General features: G+C 37.1%; 19 protein-coding genes and 1 other RNA gene. 4 read left to right on the forward strand and 16 right to left on the reverse strand.

All coding sequences use genetic code 11. From position 1 onward, the window contains the following. Nucleotides 1-59: 59 nt before the first annotated feature. Complete coding sequence (locus WC747_03865) at nucleotides 60-3,110, reverse strand: hypothetical protein (protein MFA5999126.1); 3,051 nt, start codon at nucleotides 3,108-3,110, stop codon at nucleotides 60-62. A 236-nt stretch (nucleotides 3,111-3,346) separates the two neighbouring features. Between WC747_03865 and WC747_03870 the strand changes: the two genes are divergently transcribed. Continuing rightward, nucleotides 3,347-4,063: a hypothetical protein gene (locus tag WC747_03870; protein ID MFA5999127.1), complete on the forward strand. Its 717-nt coding sequence runs from the start codon at nucleotides 3,347-3,349 to the stop codon at nucleotides 4,061-4,063. 93 nt (nucleotides 4,064-4,156) lie between these two features. Here the strand turns inward: WC747_03870 and rpsT are convergent, their stop codons facing one another. The 4 genes from rpsT to ftsH form a co-directional block, all read right to left on the reverse strand. Further along, nucleotides 4,157-4,438 carry a 30S ribosomal protein S20 gene (gene rpsT / locus WC747_03875; protein ID MFA5999128.1) on the reverse strand — a complete coding sequence of 94 codons (282 nt, stop codon included), beginning with the start codon at nucleotides 4,436-4,438 and terminating at the stop codon, nucleotides 4,157-4,159. A 21-nt stretch (nucleotides 4,439-4,459) separates the two neighbouring features. Then, the gene (gene rpmB, locus WC747_03880; GenBank protein ID MFA5999129.1) at nucleotides 4,460-4,672 is read right to left on the reverse strand and encodes a 50S ribosomal protein L28; all 213 of its coding nucleotides are present in this window, start codon (nucleotides 4,670-4,672) and stop codon (nucleotides 4,460-4,462) included. Between the two features lie 222 nt (nucleotides 4,673-4,894). Further along, nucleotides 4,895-5,656, reverse strand: a complete 762-nt coding sequence (locus WC747_03885) for an inositol monophosphatase (protein ID MFA5999130.1) — start codon at nucleotides 5,654-5,656, stop codon at nucleotides 4,895-4,897. 73 nt (nucleotides 5,657-5,729) lie between these two features. Further along, nucleotides 5,730-7,559, reverse strand: a complete 1,830-nt coding sequence (ftsH, locus tag WC747_03890; GenBank protein ID MFA5999131.1) for an ATP-dependent zinc metalloprotease FtsH — start codon at nucleotides 7,557-7,559, stop codon at nucleotides 5,730-5,732. A gap of 269 nt (nucleotides 7,560-7,828) precedes the next feature. Between ftsH and WC747_03895 the strand changes: the two genes are divergently transcribed. Continuing rightward, nucleotides 7,829-8,287 carry an RNA-binding protein gene (locus tag WC747_03895; protein MFA5999132.1) on the forward strand — a complete coding sequence of 153 codons (459 nt, stop codon included), beginning with the start codon at nucleotides 7,829-7,831 and terminating at the stop codon, nucleotides 8,285-8,287. An 80-nt stretch (nucleotides 8,288-8,367) separates the two neighbouring features. Here the strand turns inward: WC747_03895 and WC747_03900 are convergent, their stop codons facing one another. The 5 genes from WC747_03900 to WC747_03920 form a co-directional block, all read right to left on the reverse strand. Beyond that, on the reverse strand, nucleotides 8,368-9,696 hold the full coding sequence (locus WC747_03900; GenBank protein MFA5999133.1) for a hypothetical protein: 1,329 nt from the start codon (nucleotides 9,694-9,696) through the stop codon (nucleotides 8,368-8,370). Further along, nucleotides 9,696-10,757 carry a TonB C-terminal domain-containing protein gene (locus WC747_03905; GenBank protein MFA5999134.1) on the reverse strand — a complete coding sequence of 354 codons (1,062 nt, stop codon included), beginning with the start codon at nucleotides 10,755-10,757 and terminating at the stop codon, nucleotides 9,696-9,698. Before WC747_03905 ends, WC747_03900 begins: the two co-directional genes overlap by 1 nt. Further along, a complete protein-coding gene (locus WC747_03910) occupies nucleotides 10,726-11,157 on the reverse strand; it encodes a biopolymer transporter ExbD (protein ID MFA5999135.1) in 432 nt (143 codons plus the stop codon). The genes WC747_03905 and WC747_03910 overlap by 32 nt, the downstream gene beginning before the upstream one ends. A 17-nt stretch (nucleotides 11,158-11,174) precedes the next feature. Further along, the gene (locus tag WC747_03915) at nucleotides 11,175-11,876 is read right to left on the reverse strand and encodes a MotA/TolQ/ExbB proton channel family protein (GenBank protein ID MFA5999136.1); all 702 of its coding nucleotides are present in this window, start codon (nucleotides 11,874-11,876) and stop codon (nucleotides 11,175-11,177) included. A gap of 113 nt (nucleotides 11,877-11,989) precedes the next feature. Then, nucleotides 11,990-13,282, reverse strand: a complete 1,293-nt coding sequence (locus WC747_03920) for a hypothetical protein (GenBank protein MFA5999137.1) — start codon at nucleotides 13,280-13,282, stop codon at nucleotides 11,990-11,992. Nucleotides 13,283-13,311: 29 nt separating this feature from the next. Between WC747_03920 and WC747_03925 the strand changes: the two genes are divergently transcribed. Both WC747_03925 and WC747_03930 read left to right on the forward strand, forming a co-directional pair. Next, nucleotides 13,312-14,154, forward strand: a complete 843-nt coding sequence (locus WC747_03925; protein MFA5999138.1) for a DUF4097 family beta strand repeat-containing protein — start codon at nucleotides 13,312-13,314, stop codon at nucleotides 14,152-14,154. 266 nt (nucleotides 14,155-14,420) lie between these two features. Next, nucleotides 14,421-16,169, forward strand: a complete 1,749-nt coding sequence (locus WC747_03930) for a cytochrome c biogenesis protein CcdA (GenBank protein MFA5999139.1) — start codon at nucleotides 14,421-14,423, stop codon at nucleotides 16,167-16,169. A gap of 232 nt (nucleotides 16,170-16,401) precedes the next feature. On the opposite strand, the gene WC747_03935 is transcribed toward WC747_03930, so the two are convergent. The 6 genes from WC747_03935 to ffs all read right to left on the reverse strand — a co-directional run bounded on the left by WC747_03935 (nucleotide 16,402) and on the right by ffs (nucleotide 20,850). Continuing rightward, nucleotides 16,402-16,998, reverse strand: coding sequence for a hypothetical protein (locus WC747_03935; protein ID MFA5999140.1), 597 nt, complete (start codon nucleotides 16,996-16,998; stop codon nucleotides 16,402-16,404). 156 nt (nucleotides 16,999-17,154) lie between these two features. Next, a complete protein-coding gene (gene raiA, locus WC747_03940; protein MFA5999141.1) occupies nucleotides 17,155-17,484 on the reverse strand; it encodes a ribosome-associated translation inhibitor RaiA in 330 nt (109 codons plus the stop codon). A 199-nt stretch (nucleotides 17,485-17,683) separates the two neighbouring features. Continuing rightward, complete coding sequence (gene der / locus WC747_03945; protein ID MFA5999142.1) at nucleotides 17,684-19,015, reverse strand: ribosome biogenesis GTPase Der; 1,332 nt, start codon at nucleotides 19,013-19,015, stop codon at nucleotides 17,684-17,686. Next, the gene (locus WC747_03950; protein ID MFA5999143.1) at nucleotides 18,999-19,610 is read right to left on the reverse strand and encodes a hypothetical protein; all 612 of its coding nucleotides are present in this window, start codon (nucleotides 19,608-19,610) and stop codon (nucleotides 18,999-19,001) included. The genes der and WC747_03950 overlap by 17 nt, the downstream gene beginning before the upstream one ends. Continuing rightward, on the reverse strand, nucleotides 19,591-20,733 hold the full coding sequence (dnaX, locus tag WC747_03955; protein MFA5999144.1) for a DNA polymerase III subunit gamma/tau: 1,143 nt from the start codon (nucleotides 20,731-20,733) through the stop codon (nucleotides 19,591-19,593). The genes WC747_03950 and dnaX overlap by 20 nt, the downstream gene beginning before the upstream one ends. 21 nt (nucleotides 20,734-20,754) lie before the next feature. Beyond that, nucleotides 20,755-20,850: signal recognition particle sRNA small type (gene ffs, locus WC747_03960), an RNA gene on the reverse strand. Nucleotides 20,851-21,003: the final 153 nt, after the last annotated feature.

A 21,003-nucleotide genomic window follows, 5' to 3' on the forward strand; every position in this document is an offset into this window, starting at 1 on the left:
ACGTGCAACAAAGCCCTTTTTAATATAAGTATGTTTCGATTAAAAATTAACGATCTGCTTTAAGCTCGTAGAAAACTAACTAATTCAATCACCGGCCATACACTTGCTCTTGAAACATTTGCTTGCGGAGCATTTGCTTGTAACATCCAAAGTTTCATCTGAACGTGACCCATCAAATAAGCCATGTTATTTGGATTTGAAAGACCAATAATATCTATTCCTTCTTTTTCTATCGCAGCACGTACATCTTGTGATGTTATAGTTTTTATACCAGCACTTAAAAGAGCTTGTGCTAATTTCATACCGTATTTGCGAGAGCTCGCTACAAACATTTTAGAAACACTAGGCTTATTGAAAACCTTTTTAAACGATCCTTCTTGCCAAACTTCTTCAATTGCTTCCTTCGCAACTGAAGGCATTAGTTCTAAAGTTTCCGTTGTTCCTCGATCCTGATCAATAAGAATTTCGATACCAGCTTGAATAATTTCTTTAACATCTTGCAATTCAGAATCAGGAACAAAGTTTTCTAATGCTGGCAATGATGTTCCATCTGCAAGTTGAATCGTATTGTTAACTACCATTTCAGGAGTTAAACCTTCAGTCGTTTCAATAGCGTCTGCTGCTTTATCCATATATTCTTTTATCACAGACTTGTGTTCATACACAAATGCAGATAAATCTCTTATTTTTGCTATATCTGCTTGCGTAAGAATTCCAGTTTGTGCTGTTTGAGTTGGCTTGCCTTCAATCATTTTAACAGGCGCCGCTTCTTGGCTCAACTGTTGCTGTATTTTAGGATCGCTCATAAGTTGGTCAACATAATTTCTTGTCTGAGTTTTTGGTTTTTGCCACATTGACCATACGCCTGAATGAAAAGCAATACCCGTAGCTGGACCATATTGTAAAGTAACTGCATTTACCACAGTTGCTACTTGCGCAAACTTTTGAAACTGTTGAGATTTTGCAAGTATGCCTTTAGCCCCTGGAGTAATTAAACCTGTTGCATGTTGGTGAGCAGCTTGCTCTTTGCAATATCCAATTAAATACAATTGTTCTACAGCGACAGGAGATCCAAGTTTAGGCATTAATAAAAGACTTCGATTTTGTAATTGTTCTGCTAAACCTGGGTTTTGCGCTTTAACTTGATCATGAATATTTTGAATAATTTCAATTGCTGATTTTTTAAAGTTTACAGAATATAATCTAGCAGATGTCGCAACTTGTGCCGCTAACTTCATGAACATTGGAGTCAATGATTCAAAATATTTTCCTACTTCGTTCGCGATTTTTTTAGCATCTTCAACTAACATAGGAGATCGCATTTCTCGCAGATTTTTAAATTCATTAAATTCATCTCCACGAAATAATTGTTCATTGTCCGCAAGATGCTTACGCAAAGCTTGAATGAATTTTACATAATCAACAGCTTTTAACTCATCAATCGTTGGTAAAGCCTCTAGAGCCTCTAAAATTTTCTTTGAAATCACATCAGAACGCTCAGCTGCGTACGCTCGTAAATTTTGAACCACTTGCTGATAATCAACTGCTTTAACTTGTGCTGACCACTCTTGTAGTCGCGCAAGTATTTGCTTAGAAACAACATCTGTACGGTCCACAAGAGACTCTTTCAATTCATTAATAAATTGTTCAAAATCTTCTAAAGTAAAGGTTACCAATTTTGGCAACTCAAAGCTTTCAAATTTCTCAGCTGGAACTATACCTGCAGCTGTTTCATCGATAGCAGCTTGTATTTTTGCCAAATTAGCTGCTTGCTCTTGTTTTGCAAATTCTAACTGAAACGCAGCTTGTAGCGCATCACGAGCGGCCGTTTCTTGAGCTTCAAGTTTTCTTTTTTCAGACCATGTACCTACAGCATCAACCGTAGCAACACCAGCTGAAAGTCCAAGTAAAAATTTAAGATAACTTACAAATTCAGTTGGAATAAAATCAAAATTCATTTTCGATTGCTCACCAGATCCTGCTCCTACTCCAATATCAGCCATTTCGCCTTCACTTCTTGAGCTCAGCTCAACAAGCTGCACTGATATAGCCTCAAAAGCTCCAACCACGTATTTTTTCGTAATCAATGTAAATAGGCGTACTTGTGCCTCAGTTATACCTGGTAATCCTTTTACAAAATCTTGAGCAGATTTCAAGCCTGTTTCAACAGCAGGAGTATCTAAAATATTTAAAAGCGTTTCTTCAGAATCTTTCATCAAATTCGCAATAACATCTTCTGTATAACTTTGAATCTGAGTACCATGTTTTGTGAAAAACTCAGTGACAATTTTTACATTTCTTTCTATGTTGGTTTTTCCTATAATTCCTGCGTTTTGATACACATCAGCCAAACTTGCCATAATCTCTGCATAGTTCGACAAATCTTGCGTAAACATTTCAGATCCAACCAGTCCAGCGGTTAAAAACAACTGTTGCTCTGGTAAATTCACTGACGTCAAAGGCTTAGATGAACCCGCATATTGCAATAGACCTTGAGCTGACGCCTGTGTATATTGCACATATGATAGATAAGCAGCAATTTGATCATCTAAAGGAACGATTGATGATGCAGGAGTTGCTGGAATTAGAATTACAGCCTTTGTTGAACCTTCTAGTAACTTAGTACTAGCTGGATTGTCTTGAATTAATTTATTTGTTCGCAAATTATTAAGATTGCTCACCATTCTTGTAAAAAAGTCTTGGTTATATAAATAAGCCTCAACTACATAAACATCTTGAAACAATTTTTTCACTGCTTGCTCTGCTGCTTGCTGATTTTGCAAAGCTGCTTGAGGAAGTAATGAAACTATTGCCATTTCAGGCATCGCTTTAATTTCATTTTCAAAGCCTTTATTAAATTTAGCAAGTGAAACTTTTTCTGCTGAGCTTAATCCTTTTGCAGCTGTCGTACTTTTTGGAATTGAATTTAAAAACGCGACCGTATTGTCAACCACCATTTTTTTAGCTATAGCAATTTCGTTCAATTGTGCTTTGGTAAATTTTTGCACACCTTTTCCAGCCAGTCCTCCAGCTTTACTTGCATGCAGCCCATCACCGACAAAACAACATAAACTCATCAAAAGCATCTGCTTTTTAGAAATCAAAGACATAATCACTCCTTTTTTTAAAATAGATTTGGCCCTTTAAACATAAACCCAAGGTGCTCATAAAAATTATGATATTTCAAGAAATTTTATAAAAAATAACATTAAAATCAGCTCTTGAGCTAAGTCAGTGTTTTTTAAAAACTATTGAAAAATTCCATTAAGAGCATGTATCATCTTTAAAAAGGGGGCCAGGCTTGGTTAAAAACTACCCAGGCAAAAAAATTTAGGGGACTACAATTATGAAAAAGATAACACTTCTCACGATAACTATTATTACCATGCTACATAACAATCTGCAGCCAGCCGCTCGAACCACAACCGCCAAATTTACTCCAAAACCAACGCCAAGCTTTATGTGGCGCGGACAAAGAACTCAATATTTACCAACAGAGCAATACTCAGCATGGCTTAGAAGCTGGAAAGATTTTGAAAGACTATCGCCAAAATACAACCAATTTTCAGAATTATATACCAAATTTGATACTAATCCACTGTACGAAAGAGCTATAAAACCCTACAAAGCAATGAAGCGCGAGCAATTACATCATGGCAAAATAAATTTTGAAAAAAAGGCTAATGGCTCAACAAGGGCTTTAATTGATCAAGCATCAATTAAAGCACAACCAGTTGCTTGGTATCCAAAAAAAATTGAAGGCTTTTCAGAAAATCTTGGAAATTTATCTAATATAATGGGCGGTTCTACTTCTGACCTAGATAAAAAGCTTCCAATCATTCATAAAATTTTCAAATTTCATAACTCTTTTCAAAATTGGAAAAAATCTCAGCCAACAGAAGTGCTAAAAAAAATCGATCCAGTCGTTCAAGAATATAATGAATTATATCAAAAATTTAGACGGCAACCGCTTCACCCTGTGTTGATAAAACTTATACACGACAAACAACGAAATTTAGCTCAATCGATTGCACAAGAAGGGATTGCTTTGGAAGCAATTTAAAAAATACTGAGTAATAAAAAAGAGCACGCTTTCTCAAGTAAGAAAGCGTGCTCTAAATTTTTAGCTACAGCTTGAGTTCAATGATTTGAACGACTATGCAACAATGCTTGTAAAGTGTGTTTGCACTCGAAGCGCTAAACGGCTTACTTTACGAGATGCTGTTTTACGATGCAATGTGCTTTTGCCTTTTGCGCGAGCGCATTGTGCTTGAGCATCATTGAACAATACTTGCACTTCATCTTTTGTTTTGCCTGCTTCAAGAGCTACAATAACTTTTTTGAATGCAGTTTTGATTGAAGATTTGCGAGCAACGTTATTTGCATGACGTTTTTCAGATTGGATCGCTGCTTTTTTTGATGATTTTAAATTTGCCATATGGAATTAACCTTTTGAGCCTTAAAGAACTTTTTGAATTTTGCCAGCTTTAACACACTTAGTGCACACGCTATCACATCGAACAGGAACACGTTTTTTATGCGTTTCGTCGACTTTGATGAACGTCATTTTATGAACGTTTGGATAGACCCAACGCTTTGTTTTGTTGTTTGCGTGGCTTACTAAATTTGCGACCTGTGGCCGCTTTTCACAGATAGAACAAATTCTTGACATGATAACCTTTGTTTTCGACTATGTTTTCGACCCACCAAGAGCTGGTGGTTTAATTTTTCAAATTCAACTCTAAGAATATCGTACTTTTCGATTTTTATCAAATTTAAATGAGCAATAACACCTTATTTCTCAAAATAAGAAAAAGTGCTTCCTAGCTTTGGGTCCTCAAAGCTCTTTTTGATCGCAAATTAACTTGCGACTTCCAACTCAAATAGCCGTATTTTACAATGCCGGAAGTATCAAATTACAAATTTCTTTATGACCAGCAATCAAGCTGCGAAACGACCGATCGACAGGAGAACGGTCATATTGACAGACCATGCCTCCAGCTTCAGAAATAAGCAACGTACCAGCTGCTGCATCCCACCATCCCAAATTTTCAAAAAGTACGGCATCGTACGATCCTGCTGCGCAGTAGGCCAAATCTAATGCTGCCGCTCCGTACACACGGAAACGAACTCCGTGTTCAATATGTTTTAGCTCGTGTTTAATTTTACCAAGCAGCTCGCATTGTCGAAGACGAAAATCTGACACAACCACTAAAGCTCCAGCCTGAGTCCAGCCTCTATTTTCCATGTTTAAGCGAACTCCATTGCGCCATGCGCCTGCGCCCTTCTGAGCGTAAAACCATTCATCCATAGCAGGATAATAGGTCACGGCTGCAATCACTTGCGCACCCTGCATTAATGCCACGTTTATGCAAAAATAAGGAATCCCGCGCGTAAAATTTTTTGTTCCGTCAATTGGGTCAATGACCCACGTAAATTCTTGGATGTCGTGATCCTTAGACTCTTCAGCGATAAACCCAGAGCCAGGCAAAGCCACAGATAGATCATGCTTTAAAATTTCTTGACTTAACAAATCAATATTAGTGACAACGCTTAAATCTTTTTTGCGATGAATTTCGATAGAACCGCGAAAATGAGACATCACGAGGTCGCCAGCCTTTTTTATAATCGGGCGCATAGTTTCAACATACTGCATTGCAAAACTCCTTTTAAAATAGATTAAAATAAATTAGGGCCCGACTAAGGCCCTAATTTTGATACTACTTATTTTATACTAATCGTAAATCTGCTCGTGGTTCGATACCGAGTAATTCGTATACCTCAGCGGCATACATTGTTTCTTTATCAAGCAATGTTTCAGCGAGCAAATTAAGTTTATCTCGATTATCTATCAACATTTTCATAGCGATAGCGTATTGATCGTTTAAAATCTTGGTAATTTCTTCATCAATTTTTTCAAAAGTCTTTTGTGAATAACCACCCTTGCTATCGTATGTATCAAGATATACACGTTTACCCAATTCATCAGTCATTCCATAAAGGCAGACCATTGAACGAGCTACTTCAGTTGCAGCTTTAAAATCACTGTAAGCACCCGTTGAAAGTTCGTTAAACACTAACTCTTCTGCAGCACGTCCTGCAAGCGCTGCTGCAATAGTTGCAAGCAGCTCTTCTTTGTTACGGCTATATTTTTCACGCTCTGGTAAAAAATGAGTTACGCCAAGAGCCCGACCACGCGGAATAATGGTTAATTTATGTAATGGATCTGTGTCTTTTGGCATCAATAACCGAATAAGCGCATGACCACTTTCATGGTACGATGTCATTTTTCTATCATGATCTGTCAAAATCATTGTTTTTGATTCTGTACCAAGCATGATTTTATCACGAGCTTCTTCAAACTCATACATACCAACTTCGGTAAGATTTTTTTTCGATGCAATAACTGTTGCTTCATTGACTAAGTTTGCAAGATCAGCACCGGTAAAGCCTGGTGTTCCACGCGCAATACGTTTCACATCAAGATCAGCTGCAGCTTTGACTTTTTTCAAATGAACTTTTAAAATTTCTTCTCGGCTAATCAAATCAGGAACTGGGACCTCAATTTGTCGATCAAAGCGTCCAGGTCGGATTAAAGCTTTATCAAGCACATCAGGTCGGTTAGTTGCCGCAAGAACAATGATTGGATCTTTGTTTGTTTCAAAACCGTCCATCTCTGTTAAAAGCTGGTTTAATGTTTGTTCGCGTTCTTCGTTACCGCCGCCCATAGAAGAGCCACGTTGACGACCGATAGCATCAATTTCATCAATGAAAACGATACATGGAGCTTTTTTTCTTGCTTCTGCAAAAAGGTCTCGAACTCGAGATGCACCGACACCAACAAAAACTTCAATAAAATCAGATCCGCTCACGCTAAAGAATGGACAGTTTGCTTCACCAGCAACTGCACGCGCAAGCAACGTTTTTCCCGTTCCCGGTTCACCAACAAGCAGTACTCCACGTGTGATTTGAGCTCCAAGTCTTCGATACTTTGCAGCATCTTTTAAGAAATCAACAATGTCTTTTAAATCTTCTTTGGCTTCATGAGCACCAGCAACTGATGAAAATCGTTCTTTAATAGAAGCTGGCAAGAACATTTTAGCCTTGCTTTTTCCAATGGTAAAAATGCCTCCAGCGCCGCCACCATTTTTGCCATTACGCATTTGACGCATGAGGTACCATCCAGAGATCACGCCAAGCAGCATCAAAATACCGATCACCAAGAACACGTGCCATGAACCAGTTGACATAGATGGTGTAGAGACTGAAAAATCAACCCCATGTTTTTCAAACAGGTCAAAGTCGCCAGAACGCTCTGCTACAACCGTTTGAAACTTTTGATTGTCATTAGTTACGCCTTCAACAAATTGTCCGGCAATTTTAACTTGTTTAACCTGATCGCCACGGACTTTGTCTAGAAACTCTTTATATGAAATATTTCCGATATTTTTTGTATGTTCGGTAAGGTGAGTAAGCATAGCTAGAAGGCCGACTGCCACAACGATACCAACCAAAAGACCCTTAGGGTTAAATGAATTAAATGGTTTATTTGGTTTCATAATACCTTTTCGCTTATTTTTGCTGTTGATACAAAATAACAATTATATATTTTCACGCTTCATTACATTATAAGACAAACTCGCTAGATTTTTATTCATTGTAATAAAAAAACGGCATCCTGTCGACATCTTCTACGATTTTTAAAAAAAAGATACAAAATATCCATAAAAAATGATTATTGATGTTGCAAATGCCTCCAGAAATGAGATACTAGTAGAGTTATTATTGATTTATTACTGATACCAAAGTACATTCCAAAAGTTAGAGAATGGAAACGGTCAGTAACACTGTTCCTTTAAGAAGGTCTCAAAACATGGACAACCAACAAACAATTTTTATCGGCAATCTTGCTTTCAGCACTGATAAAAATGAGCTACAAGATGCATTTGGAAAATTCGGAATTATTTCTGAAATCAACATTCCAACAAACCGTGAAACAGGACAACCTCGTGGTTTTGCATTTGTAAAATTCGAAACAGAAGAAGCAGCTAAAGAAGCGCTTACAATGGACGGACAAGAACTAAACGGCCGTAGCCTAAAAGTTAACATTGCACACGGCAAAAAAGAATCTTTTGCACCTCGTAGCAGCACAGGCAGCACAGGCGGCAGCAGATTTGGTGGCGAACGCCGCAGCGGTAGCATGGGTGGCAGCACAGGCGGATTTCGTTCTGGTTCTGGCAGCTCTCGTGGTGGCAGCAGTGATCGTGGCGGCAGCAGCCGTTACTAAGCTCTGACTCTTTAAATTCAGAATTTAATAAAAAAGCCTACCTGAAAACGGTAGGCTTTTTTGTCGTTTATTTTAAAATTCTATGCGTTTAAAATACCCAGATTTTTAGAGTAGATCGGTGAACAATCTGGATAGGTACAATGATCATGTTCACTGGTTAAATAGTTCACTTTGTTTGTTATCAAATTTAATTGAGCAATACGAGATTTCAAACCTTGATTAAGTCCAAAAACAATATAATTTCCACAAGCTGACCAGCTTGCTTCTTCTTTACTGCCACCACCCTGGGTGATTTGTTTATGTTCTTCAGTTTTCACATCGTAGGTGAAAAGCTGCATAGCGCCGCCCATCATTTTTGAATAAACCAACTGCTGTCGAACCTTGCTATAGCTTGGACAGGCACAATAACCACCGTCAGTAATCCGTTTCAATGACTGATCAGACAAACTAAGCACATAGAGTTGCGGCTTATGAGTTTCAAAATCAGACACAAATGCCACATGGGTATTGTCGATAAAGCATGGTGCAATATTATTTCCATCGTTAAATGTTAATCGACTAAAAGCACGTTTTTGAGTGATGCTATCCATGTATGAAAGATATAGCTGACTTGTTCCATCTTTTGATAAACAAAAGACCACACGCTTTCCATCGGAGGAAAACGATGGTTGCATGTTCAACCCATCAAAACAGCAAATCACTTTACGCTTGGAAAACATATTGCTCATCACCAGCTGCACGTTTGACATAGTGTTTTCAGAGTAAAAAAGAAGAGGACTATCAACGTCATTATTCCATCGTGGAGCAAAGCTTACCGTTGGAGCATCGATAAAAAGTTGTGGATTGGAACCGTCAAAATCAGCAATCCAAATTTGTTTGTATGGTTTTTCTCTTCCATGTTTTTTTCGCCAAATTTGTTTGCAAAATGCAATCTTGCTACGAAATGAACTTTTATGCCCAAACAGTTCAGGCCACAGTTCATCAGCCACCGTGTGAGCTACCAAAGCTATTGGTTTATCTTCTTGCATTACTTTTTTGCCAACAATCATTTCAGCAGACATGACATCGTACAGACGCCATGAATACTGTAATCCAGCTTTTGAAACAAAAATAGCAAGCGTTACGTCACTAGAAAACATTGTTTGCAGCTCAGAAACATGCTGCAGTTTGTCTTTTTTTTGCGTTATAATTTTGCATTGGCCGCTCCACTCTAAATCTGTTTTTAAACGCTCTACAAAGCCGTCTAAGGACGCATCATGTTTGCCAACAACAACGAGCCCTAGTGATACTTTTTTTGTTTTCTGCGCTTGCACTACAATTTGCAAATCGTCAGACAAAGACGGCAGCGAGGAGTGAAGAAAAAATGATGACATGCATAAAAAAGATGTAAGTAATTTTTTGAAAAACATTATGATCCTAATGTAATCGTATTATTTTTATTCCAGATTTCTTTTGGAAACACACAAGCAGACAAAGCTTTGCGCGCGGTTATATCGTAAACAAGTCTGCCTGAACTTTTCGTAATTTTAATTGAATCAGCTTTACCATTTGCGTCAACATGAACGCACAGTTCACAGCTTACCCCTGGCGGAATTCCGATAGGAGGGTTCCAATGCTGTAAAATCTCTTGTTGAATTTTTGATCCAACAATTGTGTTGTCTAATTGCTCATACCCAACAAAAACAACATTTTCAAGGTCTGCATCTTCAGATGAAGAATTGTCAGAACTTGCAGATTGTGCAATGGCTGATTGCGCAACAGCTTGTTGCTCAATGGGTGACTCTTCTGTAGCAACTGGTTGCTCAACTTGTTGTTCAACAGCAATCTGTTCAATTTCTAAGATTGCTTGTGGAGAAATTTGTTCCTGCTCGTCACTGCTTATTTCAATATCAATAATTTCAAGTGTTACAACATGCTGAACTTTTTGTTTTTTTTGTTTAGCAGAAGCTGTTTTTCTGAGTGAGCTTTTTTTACCCTGTGTTGGTTTTGCCGTAGACCTCAAAATCAATGATGCTTTTGAAGCTGGTTGTGCTTGCTGAGTAAACTGATCAACTTGCTGCAAAGATTTTTTAGCGACAACAGAACTTTTTTTTGCCTCTACTTTAGTTTGCAAAGACTGCTTAGCAAGTAAACGTTTCTTGCGTAATTCTTCTTTTTTTTGTCGTTGATAAGACTCATAATCCATCACCTTTGATTTTGTTTGTGATAATGTGTTTCTTTTTTTACGGCCTAGGTCAGAATTATCAACGTGCTTTTGTAATGGCATTAAAACATATGTTTGACCTGATTGTGCTAGTGATATAGAAAATGTATCTCGTTTTTGGCTCAACATCGAACTCAGGATGACACATCCAAAAATCATCAGATGCGCGCACAGCACAAGAAAGATTAACTGCCCTAAAAAAAGTTGTCGCTGTGAAAAACATGAACATATTTTCTTAGAAAGCGCGCTTAGTCGCAAGTGCAACATACTTGACGCCTCCAGAAACTTTAATCGTATCGACTAAATCAATGACAGCTCCGTACGGCACAGATTGATCAGCTTTCACAAAAACGATTTCTTCTTTATCTTTTTTCACAAGAACTTTCAGTTCTTTTAAAATTCCATCAAGTGAGTATGGCTGACCATTTAAATAAATTTTTCTCTGTTTATCAATGTACACCGTTAAATCTTGCTGGCTGTGAGATTGAATTGCTCCATCATCCATCCGGCTTGAAGGCAATTCTACTTTAATCACATTGTTCATCATTGGAGTCGCAACCATAAAAATAATAAGCAATGTTAAAGCAACGTCGACAAGAGGTGTCATAGACAGTTCTTGCATGACATGGCCTCTGTTTTTCACTCTGCGTGAACGATTTCTTCTCATCTACTGCCCCTTATGTTTTAGATAGATTCATCTGATTTATGCTGCACAGTCGGTGACTGCTTCGTAGTCATAGACATACGAACCATGACCGTAACTTTATCGCTCAAACTTACCAAACTATGTTCCAAGCTTCTTATTTTAAGAGCAATGTACTGAGCAAAAACAAGTGCCGGAATAGCAACCACAAGACCTGCGATAGTGGTAATTAAAGCTTCTGAGATACCAGGAGCAACAGCAACGATATCTGCTGATTGTTTTTCACTGATACGAACAAATGCGTGAATAAGTCCCCATACGGTACCAAAAAGTCCGAGCAGCGTTGCAACTGATGCGCTTATGGTTAGTACCGGAGTGTACGCTTCTTCAAGGTACAGCACATCGTCGATAATGCTATCTGCTTGAAACTGAAACAATTCAATAGAATTTGTTTCTTGTGCATTTTTTGCATGTGAAAGTAATTGTACAAGTACATAACCAGGTAATGTTTTTTTGTTTTCACTTGCGACTTGTAAAACTTCTTGCAACGTTGTGCATTTTCTCATTTCATACAGCACATCGCGACATTGTTTTTGTTTGATTCGTAATAAAATTAATTTGTATACAGCAATCGCCCAACAAACTACAGACATAAAAAAAAGAGTGAGCATGACCATTTTGGTCATAAAATCACTCTGAACTATAAGTCCCCAAACAGCATTATTTCCCATCATTTCACTCATGAAAATTTCCTTAATTTTTTTATGTACGATAAACTCATGCTTTGTAGTGTAGCACAAAATAAAATGATTTTTTTACATAATTTTTCTGGAAAAATCCAATTTTGACAATGAACTTATTTCAACAAAACTTTTTGCAGTAATTTTTGTTTGTCAGAAATAGATTCATTCAATTGGAGCTCATAGGCTTTTTTTACTAAGTCGCCCAATTCTTTACCTTGAGCAAACTCTAAAAGATCTTTGCCCATGATTAAGGGTGCTTCAGATTTATATAAAACTTTTGCAGATTTTGCTTTCTGTAAAAACGCTTCAATCACATCGAGTGGATAATAACATGAAGCCATGGTGCCCAGTGTTTCCATGGTGAAATATGGCTCAATCCAATGAGCCAGCCATTTGTAGTTGGTTAAATCTTGCGCAGAAGCAAGAAGCGGTACATAGCGAACATACCAACTCATCATGCCAGCACGATGAACCAAATCTGAAGAACCGATATAAGTTTTTAAAAACGTTGTGATTTGCAACAATTGCGCGGGAGAAATTTTTTGATCACTGTGCACACTGCGTAGTTCATCTTTTTGCAAATTGTGTGCAATTATACCCCACAAAGCAAATAATTTTTGGTCATCTGAGTAATTGTAGCCTTGAGCTAGACAATCAACGATATCATAAAAGTTTGGTTGGAATTCAACATTAACAAAAATATCTTTAAGCCGGTCAATTTCTGCAAGCCAGCGCAGTCCAATAGATGGTCGATATGCTTTTAAGAAAAGCTTTGAAAATTCTTTTTCAATGCGCTCGCAGGAAAGAGTTGAAATATCCATGGTGCGACAAACTTGGCTTAATGTTTCATCCACTTTCATGTTAAAACGAGCTGATAGTTGCATCACTCGAAATAATCGTAGTGGATCTTGTACGAAAAACGTTACATCTGGCGACCTTAAAGTTTTATTTTGTAAATCGCTATATCCATCAAATGGATCGATTAATTCATACGAATAAAGATCAATGCCCATTGCATTAATGGTTAAGTCCCTGCGACGGAAAGCTCGCGGAAAACTCATGTTAGGATCCAACTCTACCGTTGGTTTACGACCATAACTATCGACTCGTGGTATAGACCAATCTGCATCAAGTCCGTGCAAACGTAAAACACCAAAAGATTTTCCTATAAAACTTACTTTTCCAAATTTTTGTAAGATGTCTTGAAGCTGCTCAAACGTAAGATGATACACTTCAAAATCAAGATCTGATCCGAAACAACCAAGAAAACAGTCGCGAACCGCGCCTCCCACCAGAAGGACTCGACCCCCCTGCTGATAAATTTCTTCGAAAATGTTTTTTACTCCAGAATTATTCTGTATAATCTTTGCGATGCATGTCTGAATGCGGTCTTGACCATGAGTCATATTTTTTCCACCATCAAGGATGAGGTTCTATGAAAAATTTTTATCAAAAAGTTACAAGTCTCTTACTGTTATCATTTACTATACCGATAGAAACAAAAATTTCTATACCAAAGCTTCCATCACGCGTTTCTTCTTTTTTTAGCAGAAACAAAGAAGAAATCATTCACAAAGAATTTAATCATATCAAAAAGTTAGAACTTTTGTGCGAACATGGCGATATTTCAATCAAAACTTGGAAGCAATCATGTGTTTTAGTTGAGCTTAGAAAACAAGGATCTGATTTATTTCTTCAAAGTGCAACGCTACAATGCAAAGTCAAAGATAATGTCTTACAAGTTTCAACAACCATGACTGATGATTCTCTCTCTGGAACGATTGCTCTACAAATTCTTGTCCCTGAAACATTGCCAGTTAAAATTGCAACGACAGAAAAAGACATTACCATTAAAAATCTTTCTGGAGCTATAGACGCGCAAACCACTTATGGAGCTATAAATATTTTTGAGGGAACAAATACGGTTATAGCGAAAACAACTCAGGGAAATATTTTTGTGCAGCGATTAAACATGCAGCCTGATCATTCTTTAAATCTACACAGTGAGCATGGAAATATTACCGTGTCAGTGCCACAAGATTTAAATTGCGATATTCAAGCACAAAGTCTTCATGGGAAAATACTATCAGATTTATTTATCACGCTGCGTCCATCAGCAATGCTTTTAAATGATGAAACATTTAAAGATTTAAAACATAACGTTCATGGGATCATTGGACAACTAAGACAAAATCAAGAAATTGCAACAATGCTGCTTAGCTCAGAATTTGGAGTTGTAAAAATTACGACATACGACTCAAAGAAAAAAATAAAATAACTATGTATTGTCCATAAATATTTTTCTAGTCGTCGTTCGTCCCGAGTGTTTTGCGTTAGCAAAATGTATCGAGGGATAAAAATTATTTAAATCAGCTTCCCTCGATACAATTTCTTCGAAATCACTCGGGACGAACGACGGGTAATTTATATTTGTAGGTAAAATGAACGACGAAAAAATAATGCTTTGATATCGCATCAAAAAGCTTGTACAGTTAACACAACTCTTACAAAGCTTTCATATCCCCACAACCATAAGGAAAACTTGTGAATAAAAAATTATATCAAGCACTTTTAACGCTTGCCTTTTTCGGGTTTGCAACGATCAAACCAATCACCATAGGAACACACGAAACTACACAGTCAGTTCATCAAAAACAAATCGACATGATCATGACACTCGGCGAAAATGAAGCGATTTTAAAACAGACTCTATCTGTTTCTTTAGACACCCCTAACGCTCATATCGGTACCGTATCGTACTCACAGACTCCTACTAAAAAATATCTCCCAGAATTTTTAGCGACTAAAGAAGTTTTTGAAGGAAGTGTAACGTTATCAATTCCTGTTACTACCTCGCTCGATACTCCGGTAAAAACAAATGTTCACACGAGCTTTTTACTTCTGCCAGAAAGCAACATGACGGAAAAAATTGTTGAACTTTCTTTCAATGAAAAAGCACCTACGAATATATCTTCAACGAATAATGAACCGATTACTACTCGCGCTACATCGTGCAGCGTACTTCCGGTCAAAAAATCGATCACAGAAAAACTGCAAGGCATAGTCCAAAATACAAACAGCAACTGGGTTCGTTTTCTTTTTGCTTTCCTTCTTGGACTACTTTTAAGCTTAACTCCTTGCATTTACCCGATGATTCCAATAACAATTGGTATTTTGCATCGTAACCAACATGCTTCATTATTTCGTAATTTTTTAGGTTCACTCTGCTATGCATTCGGACTTTCAACAACGTTTGCACTTCTGGGACTACTTGCCGCATTTGCCGGAGCTTCGTTTGGTAGTCTTTTATCGCAACCAATTTTTGTCCTTGTTTTAGTGTTGTTTATTGGTTACATGTCGCTGACTATGATTGGTGTCATCGATCTTGCAATCCCTTCATTTATGCAAAAAAGCGTACAGCTTAGCTCAGCGTTTGGACCATTCCTGTCAGCTTATCTTTTCGGGCTTATCAGCGGTAGCGTTGCATCACCCTGCGTATCTCCTGGCTTAGCATTACTGCTTACCATTGTGGCAACTATGGGTCATGTACTTGCAGGATTCATGCTCTTATTTGTTTTTGGAATTGGCATGAGCGTTCCACTTATCATCATCGGAACTTTCTCTTCATCAATGAACGCACTTCCTCGCGCTGGTCAATGGATGGTTGAGATTAAAAAGCTTCTTGGCTTTTTAATGCTAGCAACCTGTTTTTACTATCTAAGCAATATTTTACCAGCTATGGTAGTCAGCATACTCTTTACTCTCTATCTTTTATTTGCGGCCCTATTTTACATCATTGACGCGCAAAAAAACATGGATACAGGAACAAAAACACTTAAAAGCTTACTAGGTATTATTTTACTGGCTGCTGCAGTATTTATGGCATTTAAAACCTATGAATTGACACGCCAAAAAAATATCGTCTGTGTACCAACTGGTGTTACCTGGGTTTTAGATTATGAGCAAGCTTTAAGCATGGCTCAAGCTGAAAACAAATTAGTCCTACTTGATTTTTGGGCAAACCATTGCACAATCTGCAAAGCAATTGATAAAAAAATATTTCATAAAGACGTTGTTGCAAAAGGTTTAAGCAGCAGCATAATTTTTGTGAAAGTTGATTGCACTCAAAGCTCAGACGAGCAAGCATCGCAACTTAAAACAAAGTTTAGCGTCTTTGCTCAACCCTCTATTTTAATTATCAATCCGCACACGCAGGAAGTGATGCAAAAATGGTCAAGCGAACCATACAGCATGACTCCTGAAGAATTTGTACAAGCGGTTAAAAACGTATAATAGATTCACTTAAATTTTAGAGAAAAAAGAAAGCCGACTGTTTTATAAGTCGGCTTTCTTTTTTTAGGTTTTTATTTCTTTGACCATAAAGCACTGATCGGCAACGCTACAATTTCATGCAATTTCACCATCAGGTGGTGGATAATTCAATAGTTTGTGGTGAATTTGCACGAATATTGGCTATAAAGCAACCTGAAGCCTCTTTTAAAATTTTTTCTTTTTTGTTATTTTTTTATTTCTTTTCAATAAACTCTTTAATCGTTTGTGCGATCTCTGTTGGATTTTGTTTACCTGAATCTACCTGTAAATCATACACAATATCCCAATGCACGGTGTCGTAATGACTGCGAGCATGACCTTTTGGTGACGTTCCACGAACTTGCTCACGTTGCTCTAAAACATCTAATGGAATATTTACCTTCACAAAAAAGGTATTAATACCTTTTAATTTTTGCTGTAGATCATCAATCCATTCTTTTTTATAAGCAATATAATCAACAATGATATTACTTCCTGCCTGAGCGTAAGTAGCTATCGCACTGTTCATACCGTAGGCAACTTTGTCACCTTGATCGCCAACAAACAGCGTCATAATGTTGTTTCCATCTTTATCTTTAGAGTTTACTACCCAGCGAATTGGATTTTCTGATTGCCAAAATGCTAAATTTTCAGGATTAATATCAGGCATCGGTTGATCGAACAATGAATCAATTCCATGCTTAATCCATAAATTAGGCATCATCAGTGGCTGAAATGCTTTTTGAATTGAACTTTTACCTGACGCTGATGGACCATTTAAAATAATGACAGTTCCATACGTTTTTTTCATAAGATTACCTTTGAAGTATTGTGCTGCAAGTAACACTGAGATAATAATACATCCCATAAAAAAATATCTTGAATCAAACACGAGTAAATACCTTTCAACAATATAAAAAGGGGCAGATTGTTCCGCCCCTTTAAATTCTAACAATACTTTTTTAGTCTAAACTAATTTTTTCTTTTTTCTAAGATCATCAACAAAACGTTGCTTTGTTTTTTGCAGCTCTTGTTCCACAATCTTCATTGTCTCATCAATCAGCTCATACATATCAGCACTTTCTCTTTTGACTTGTACATCAAAATGAGGAGTTTTAATGCGAACTTCACATGCATAAATATGATGATTCAGTTGACCTTCAAAGACAACACTTACAAAAATCGAATCTGGTTCTTCTTTACCAAAGTATTTTTTAAACTTCGTTAAATATTTAGCCGCATATTGTTCCATTGCTTGCGATGGTTCCATACCTCTAAAAGTCATATCTGCTTGCATAAAAATCCTTTCCCATTTTTTTTACTTCATATAAGTCATACAAGAATGATAGTTAACTAATTCATGTAATCGCAATGATCTGACAAAAATAGATATTTTTTACCTTTAGCTTACACAACAAAAAACAGGAATCTTCATTTTGATAAAAACGAAGATTCCTGTTTTTTTAAGTTAATTTTTTTTCAAAGACAAATTTAAATTATTTAACGTCTCTTTTTGCCTTAGCATAGAAAAACATTGGAACACTTTTTAAATCTTGCGCTTTACGCAAAATATTTTCAAAGAATGCTCGATGATTTTCTTCAAATATTTCTGTATTTCTAACGATCAATTCGATTCTAAGCGGAGCAGCTCCAACTTGATGTGCTTTATGAAATGTTAATCGTTGTCCATTTTTATACAATGGAGTCTTAACGAGCGCATCCATGAAAAGATCAGTTAAATAACGATCCGTAAAGCGAGAGCCAAATTTTTCCCATACCTTTTGCACCAAAGGTAAAACTTTGCCAACGTTTTTTCCAGTTTTACAAGAAATGTTAAGCGTTTCTAACTTTTTCAAAAAGTATTTGTACTCTTCCATTGATGAATCAAGATACTGTTGTTTTTCTTCATCCAACAAATCCATTTTGTTAAACAGAACTATGACAGCAGAACCATTTTCAAAAGCATAAGACGTTAATTTTAACTCTTGAGCAGTCAACTCTGGCTCTTGCACATCAATCATCAATAAAACAATGTGTGCACGCTTTGCAGCTTGCAACGCATTGGTTACCATCATTGATTCAAGTTCAGTTGAAACTCCACTTCTTTTACGAACTCCAGCAGTATCGATCAACTCAACTACTTGTTTATTAAACGTCACACGTTTACGAAGAGCTTCACGCGTGGTACCAGCCACAGGCGATACGATTGAAAAGTCTTGATCAACCAAAATATTCATCAACGATGATTTTCCTGCATTCGGACGGCCTAAAAAAGCTACTTTAAATTCAGGAGTATCATCAATTACTTTTGTTGTTGGCTTTGTTTGAGAAATAACTTCTACGATGCGATCTAAAACATCACCAATATTACGACCATGTGTCGCAGAAACACCGTAAACATTTTCAAATCCAAATTTATGAAATTGATAAATATTTTCTTCACGTTCAATAGAATCAACTTTATTTACCAACACAAACGTTGGTTTGTTAAGACCATGTATAAAATTTCGAATGAGCATATCTTGCTCAGCAATTCCTGTTTGTCCATCTACAACAAACAATAACAATGCTGCGTCTTCTAGTGTCTTTTTTACTTTATGAGTAACCAAGCAGGTCATTTCATCAGCTTTTTTACACAGATCAATACCACCGGTATCAATCAATTCAAATTTAACACCATTCCACTCAACAAAATCAGTGATCATGTCACGAGTTACCCCTTCAATGTCAAGCGTCAAGCTTTTCACATTGGTGGCTAGTCGATTAAATAATGAAGACTTTCCGACATTCGTCCGTCCAACAATGACAACCTTAGGCATCAAACTCATGTGAATCCTTTATAATTTCGCGCACAGTTCCCCCAAAATTCTCAAGCAATCTATGGGTTAACTTCCATTTTGTTTCATCAGCAATATCAATATTTTTTTCATTCTTACTCAAACTCACGTTGATCGTTCGATTATTAACCATTCGGTCGTTAACCGTTTGATTGTTAACCATTCGGTCAGTGACCGTTCGGTCGTTGACCATTCGGTCGTTAACCGTTCGCCCCATATCCGACCCTGATGGTCGCATAGCTCCTGAGACGACAGGCTGCCTTTTTTCTTCTTCCACTCTTCTTCTTTCTGTAGTTTTTATGAATTCCACAACCAAGATAGCTTTAAAACCAAATATTCTATCGAGATATTCTTGATAATGAGCTCTTTGCTCAATAAACAGATCTTGAAACATCGTGAATTTTTTTAACGTCACTAAGTGTATAATTTTTTTAGCTTGATCAAATTTAATAAAGTCTGTTTCAAAAAGCATTGATGCAAGTACTGGATCGATATGAGCATGTACCACTTTGACAAACATCTGCCATTTTACTTGATCTGCATCAACAGCGTCAGCTACCAATTGCTCATTTTTTTTTTTCTTCACCTAAGACTAATTGACCAATTTCATCGCGGCTTATCAGTCGAAGCAACATAGATTCAAACAAAAGCTGTTTTCGGCTCGTTTTTTGCATAGCCATATCAAGGTTACAAATTTGATCAAAATAAGTAACGAGTTGCTGCATAGGCATTTGATTGATCAAATCTTTAAGCTCTTGAGGAATATCTAAAAAGTATTTCGGCTCACCGCTGTATTTTAAAATAATTCCGTCGTACAAAAGCTCAACAAATCGCTTAACAACGTACTCTGTAGAAATCGTTTGCTTTGATAGTTCATGAAAGAACGCCAACATGTCTTTATGATTTTTTTGAATCATGAAAGAAAGAAGTTGGTACAACGATCGATCATCAAGGTACCCAAGCACCGACAAAACAACTGACTTTGTCACTTTGCTATCAGCAAAACGCGCTTGCTCTAAAAGATTAATAGCATCACGCAGCGAACCCTGCGATACCTGTGCAATAAACTCAAGACCCGCAGCGTCATACGCTATCAATTCCTTTTTACACATGTGCTCAAGATGAGCCGCAACAGTATCAAGCTTTACAGGATTGAAAAATAGCTGAAAACAACGAGATCGAACTGTCTCTGGTAATTTTTGAGCCTCAGTAGTTGCCAAAATAAAAACTACAAATTTTGGTGGCTCTTCTAAAATTTTTAAAAATGCATTAAATGCTGCCTTGCTGAGCATGTGAACTTCATCTATCAAATAGATTTTTCGTTCACCAAGAAGTGGCAGAAATGACGATGTATCGATTATGTTTCGAATGTTGTCAACGCCTGTGTATGATGCTGCATCAATTTCCATAAAATCTGGATGACGACCTGCAGTCATAGCAATGCATGAATCACACTGCAAACAAGGAAGTTGACAAGATTGAGGATTTTTTTGAAATTCAGAAATTTTTTTACAATTGATAGCCGATGCAAAAACGCGTGCAGTTGATGTTTTACCACAACCTCGCTGCCCAGAAAAAAGATATACCGGAAAAAATTGATTCTTGAATAAACTATTTTGCAAAATTCTCACAACCAAATCTTGCCCAATAATTTCTTTAAAATTTGAGGACCGCCATTTTCTTGCTAAATTTAATGCTACCTGGCCCATAATCAACCTTGCTCATGTAACAAAATCGAGAGAAGCTTTTACAAATCTATGAATGCTTCTGCTGCTTCCTTCCGGACCTGACAGGTTGAACACCATACATCTTAAAAACTTCTCTCAGTTTTTTAATCAATTTTATACTGGTACGTTTTTTACCGGTACTTGTCAAACATCTGTAATGACCGTGCTCTACTGCTTAGTGCATTGAGCGGCGGAGCCATTCACTTTTTTCAAATTACGCGCAGTTCACTTTAACTCGTAAATAAACTTCGT

The organism is Candidatus Babeliales bacterium, from assembly GCA_041660205.1.
Classification (GTDB): Bacteria; Babelota; Babeliae; order Babelales; family Chromulinivoraceae; genus JACPFN01.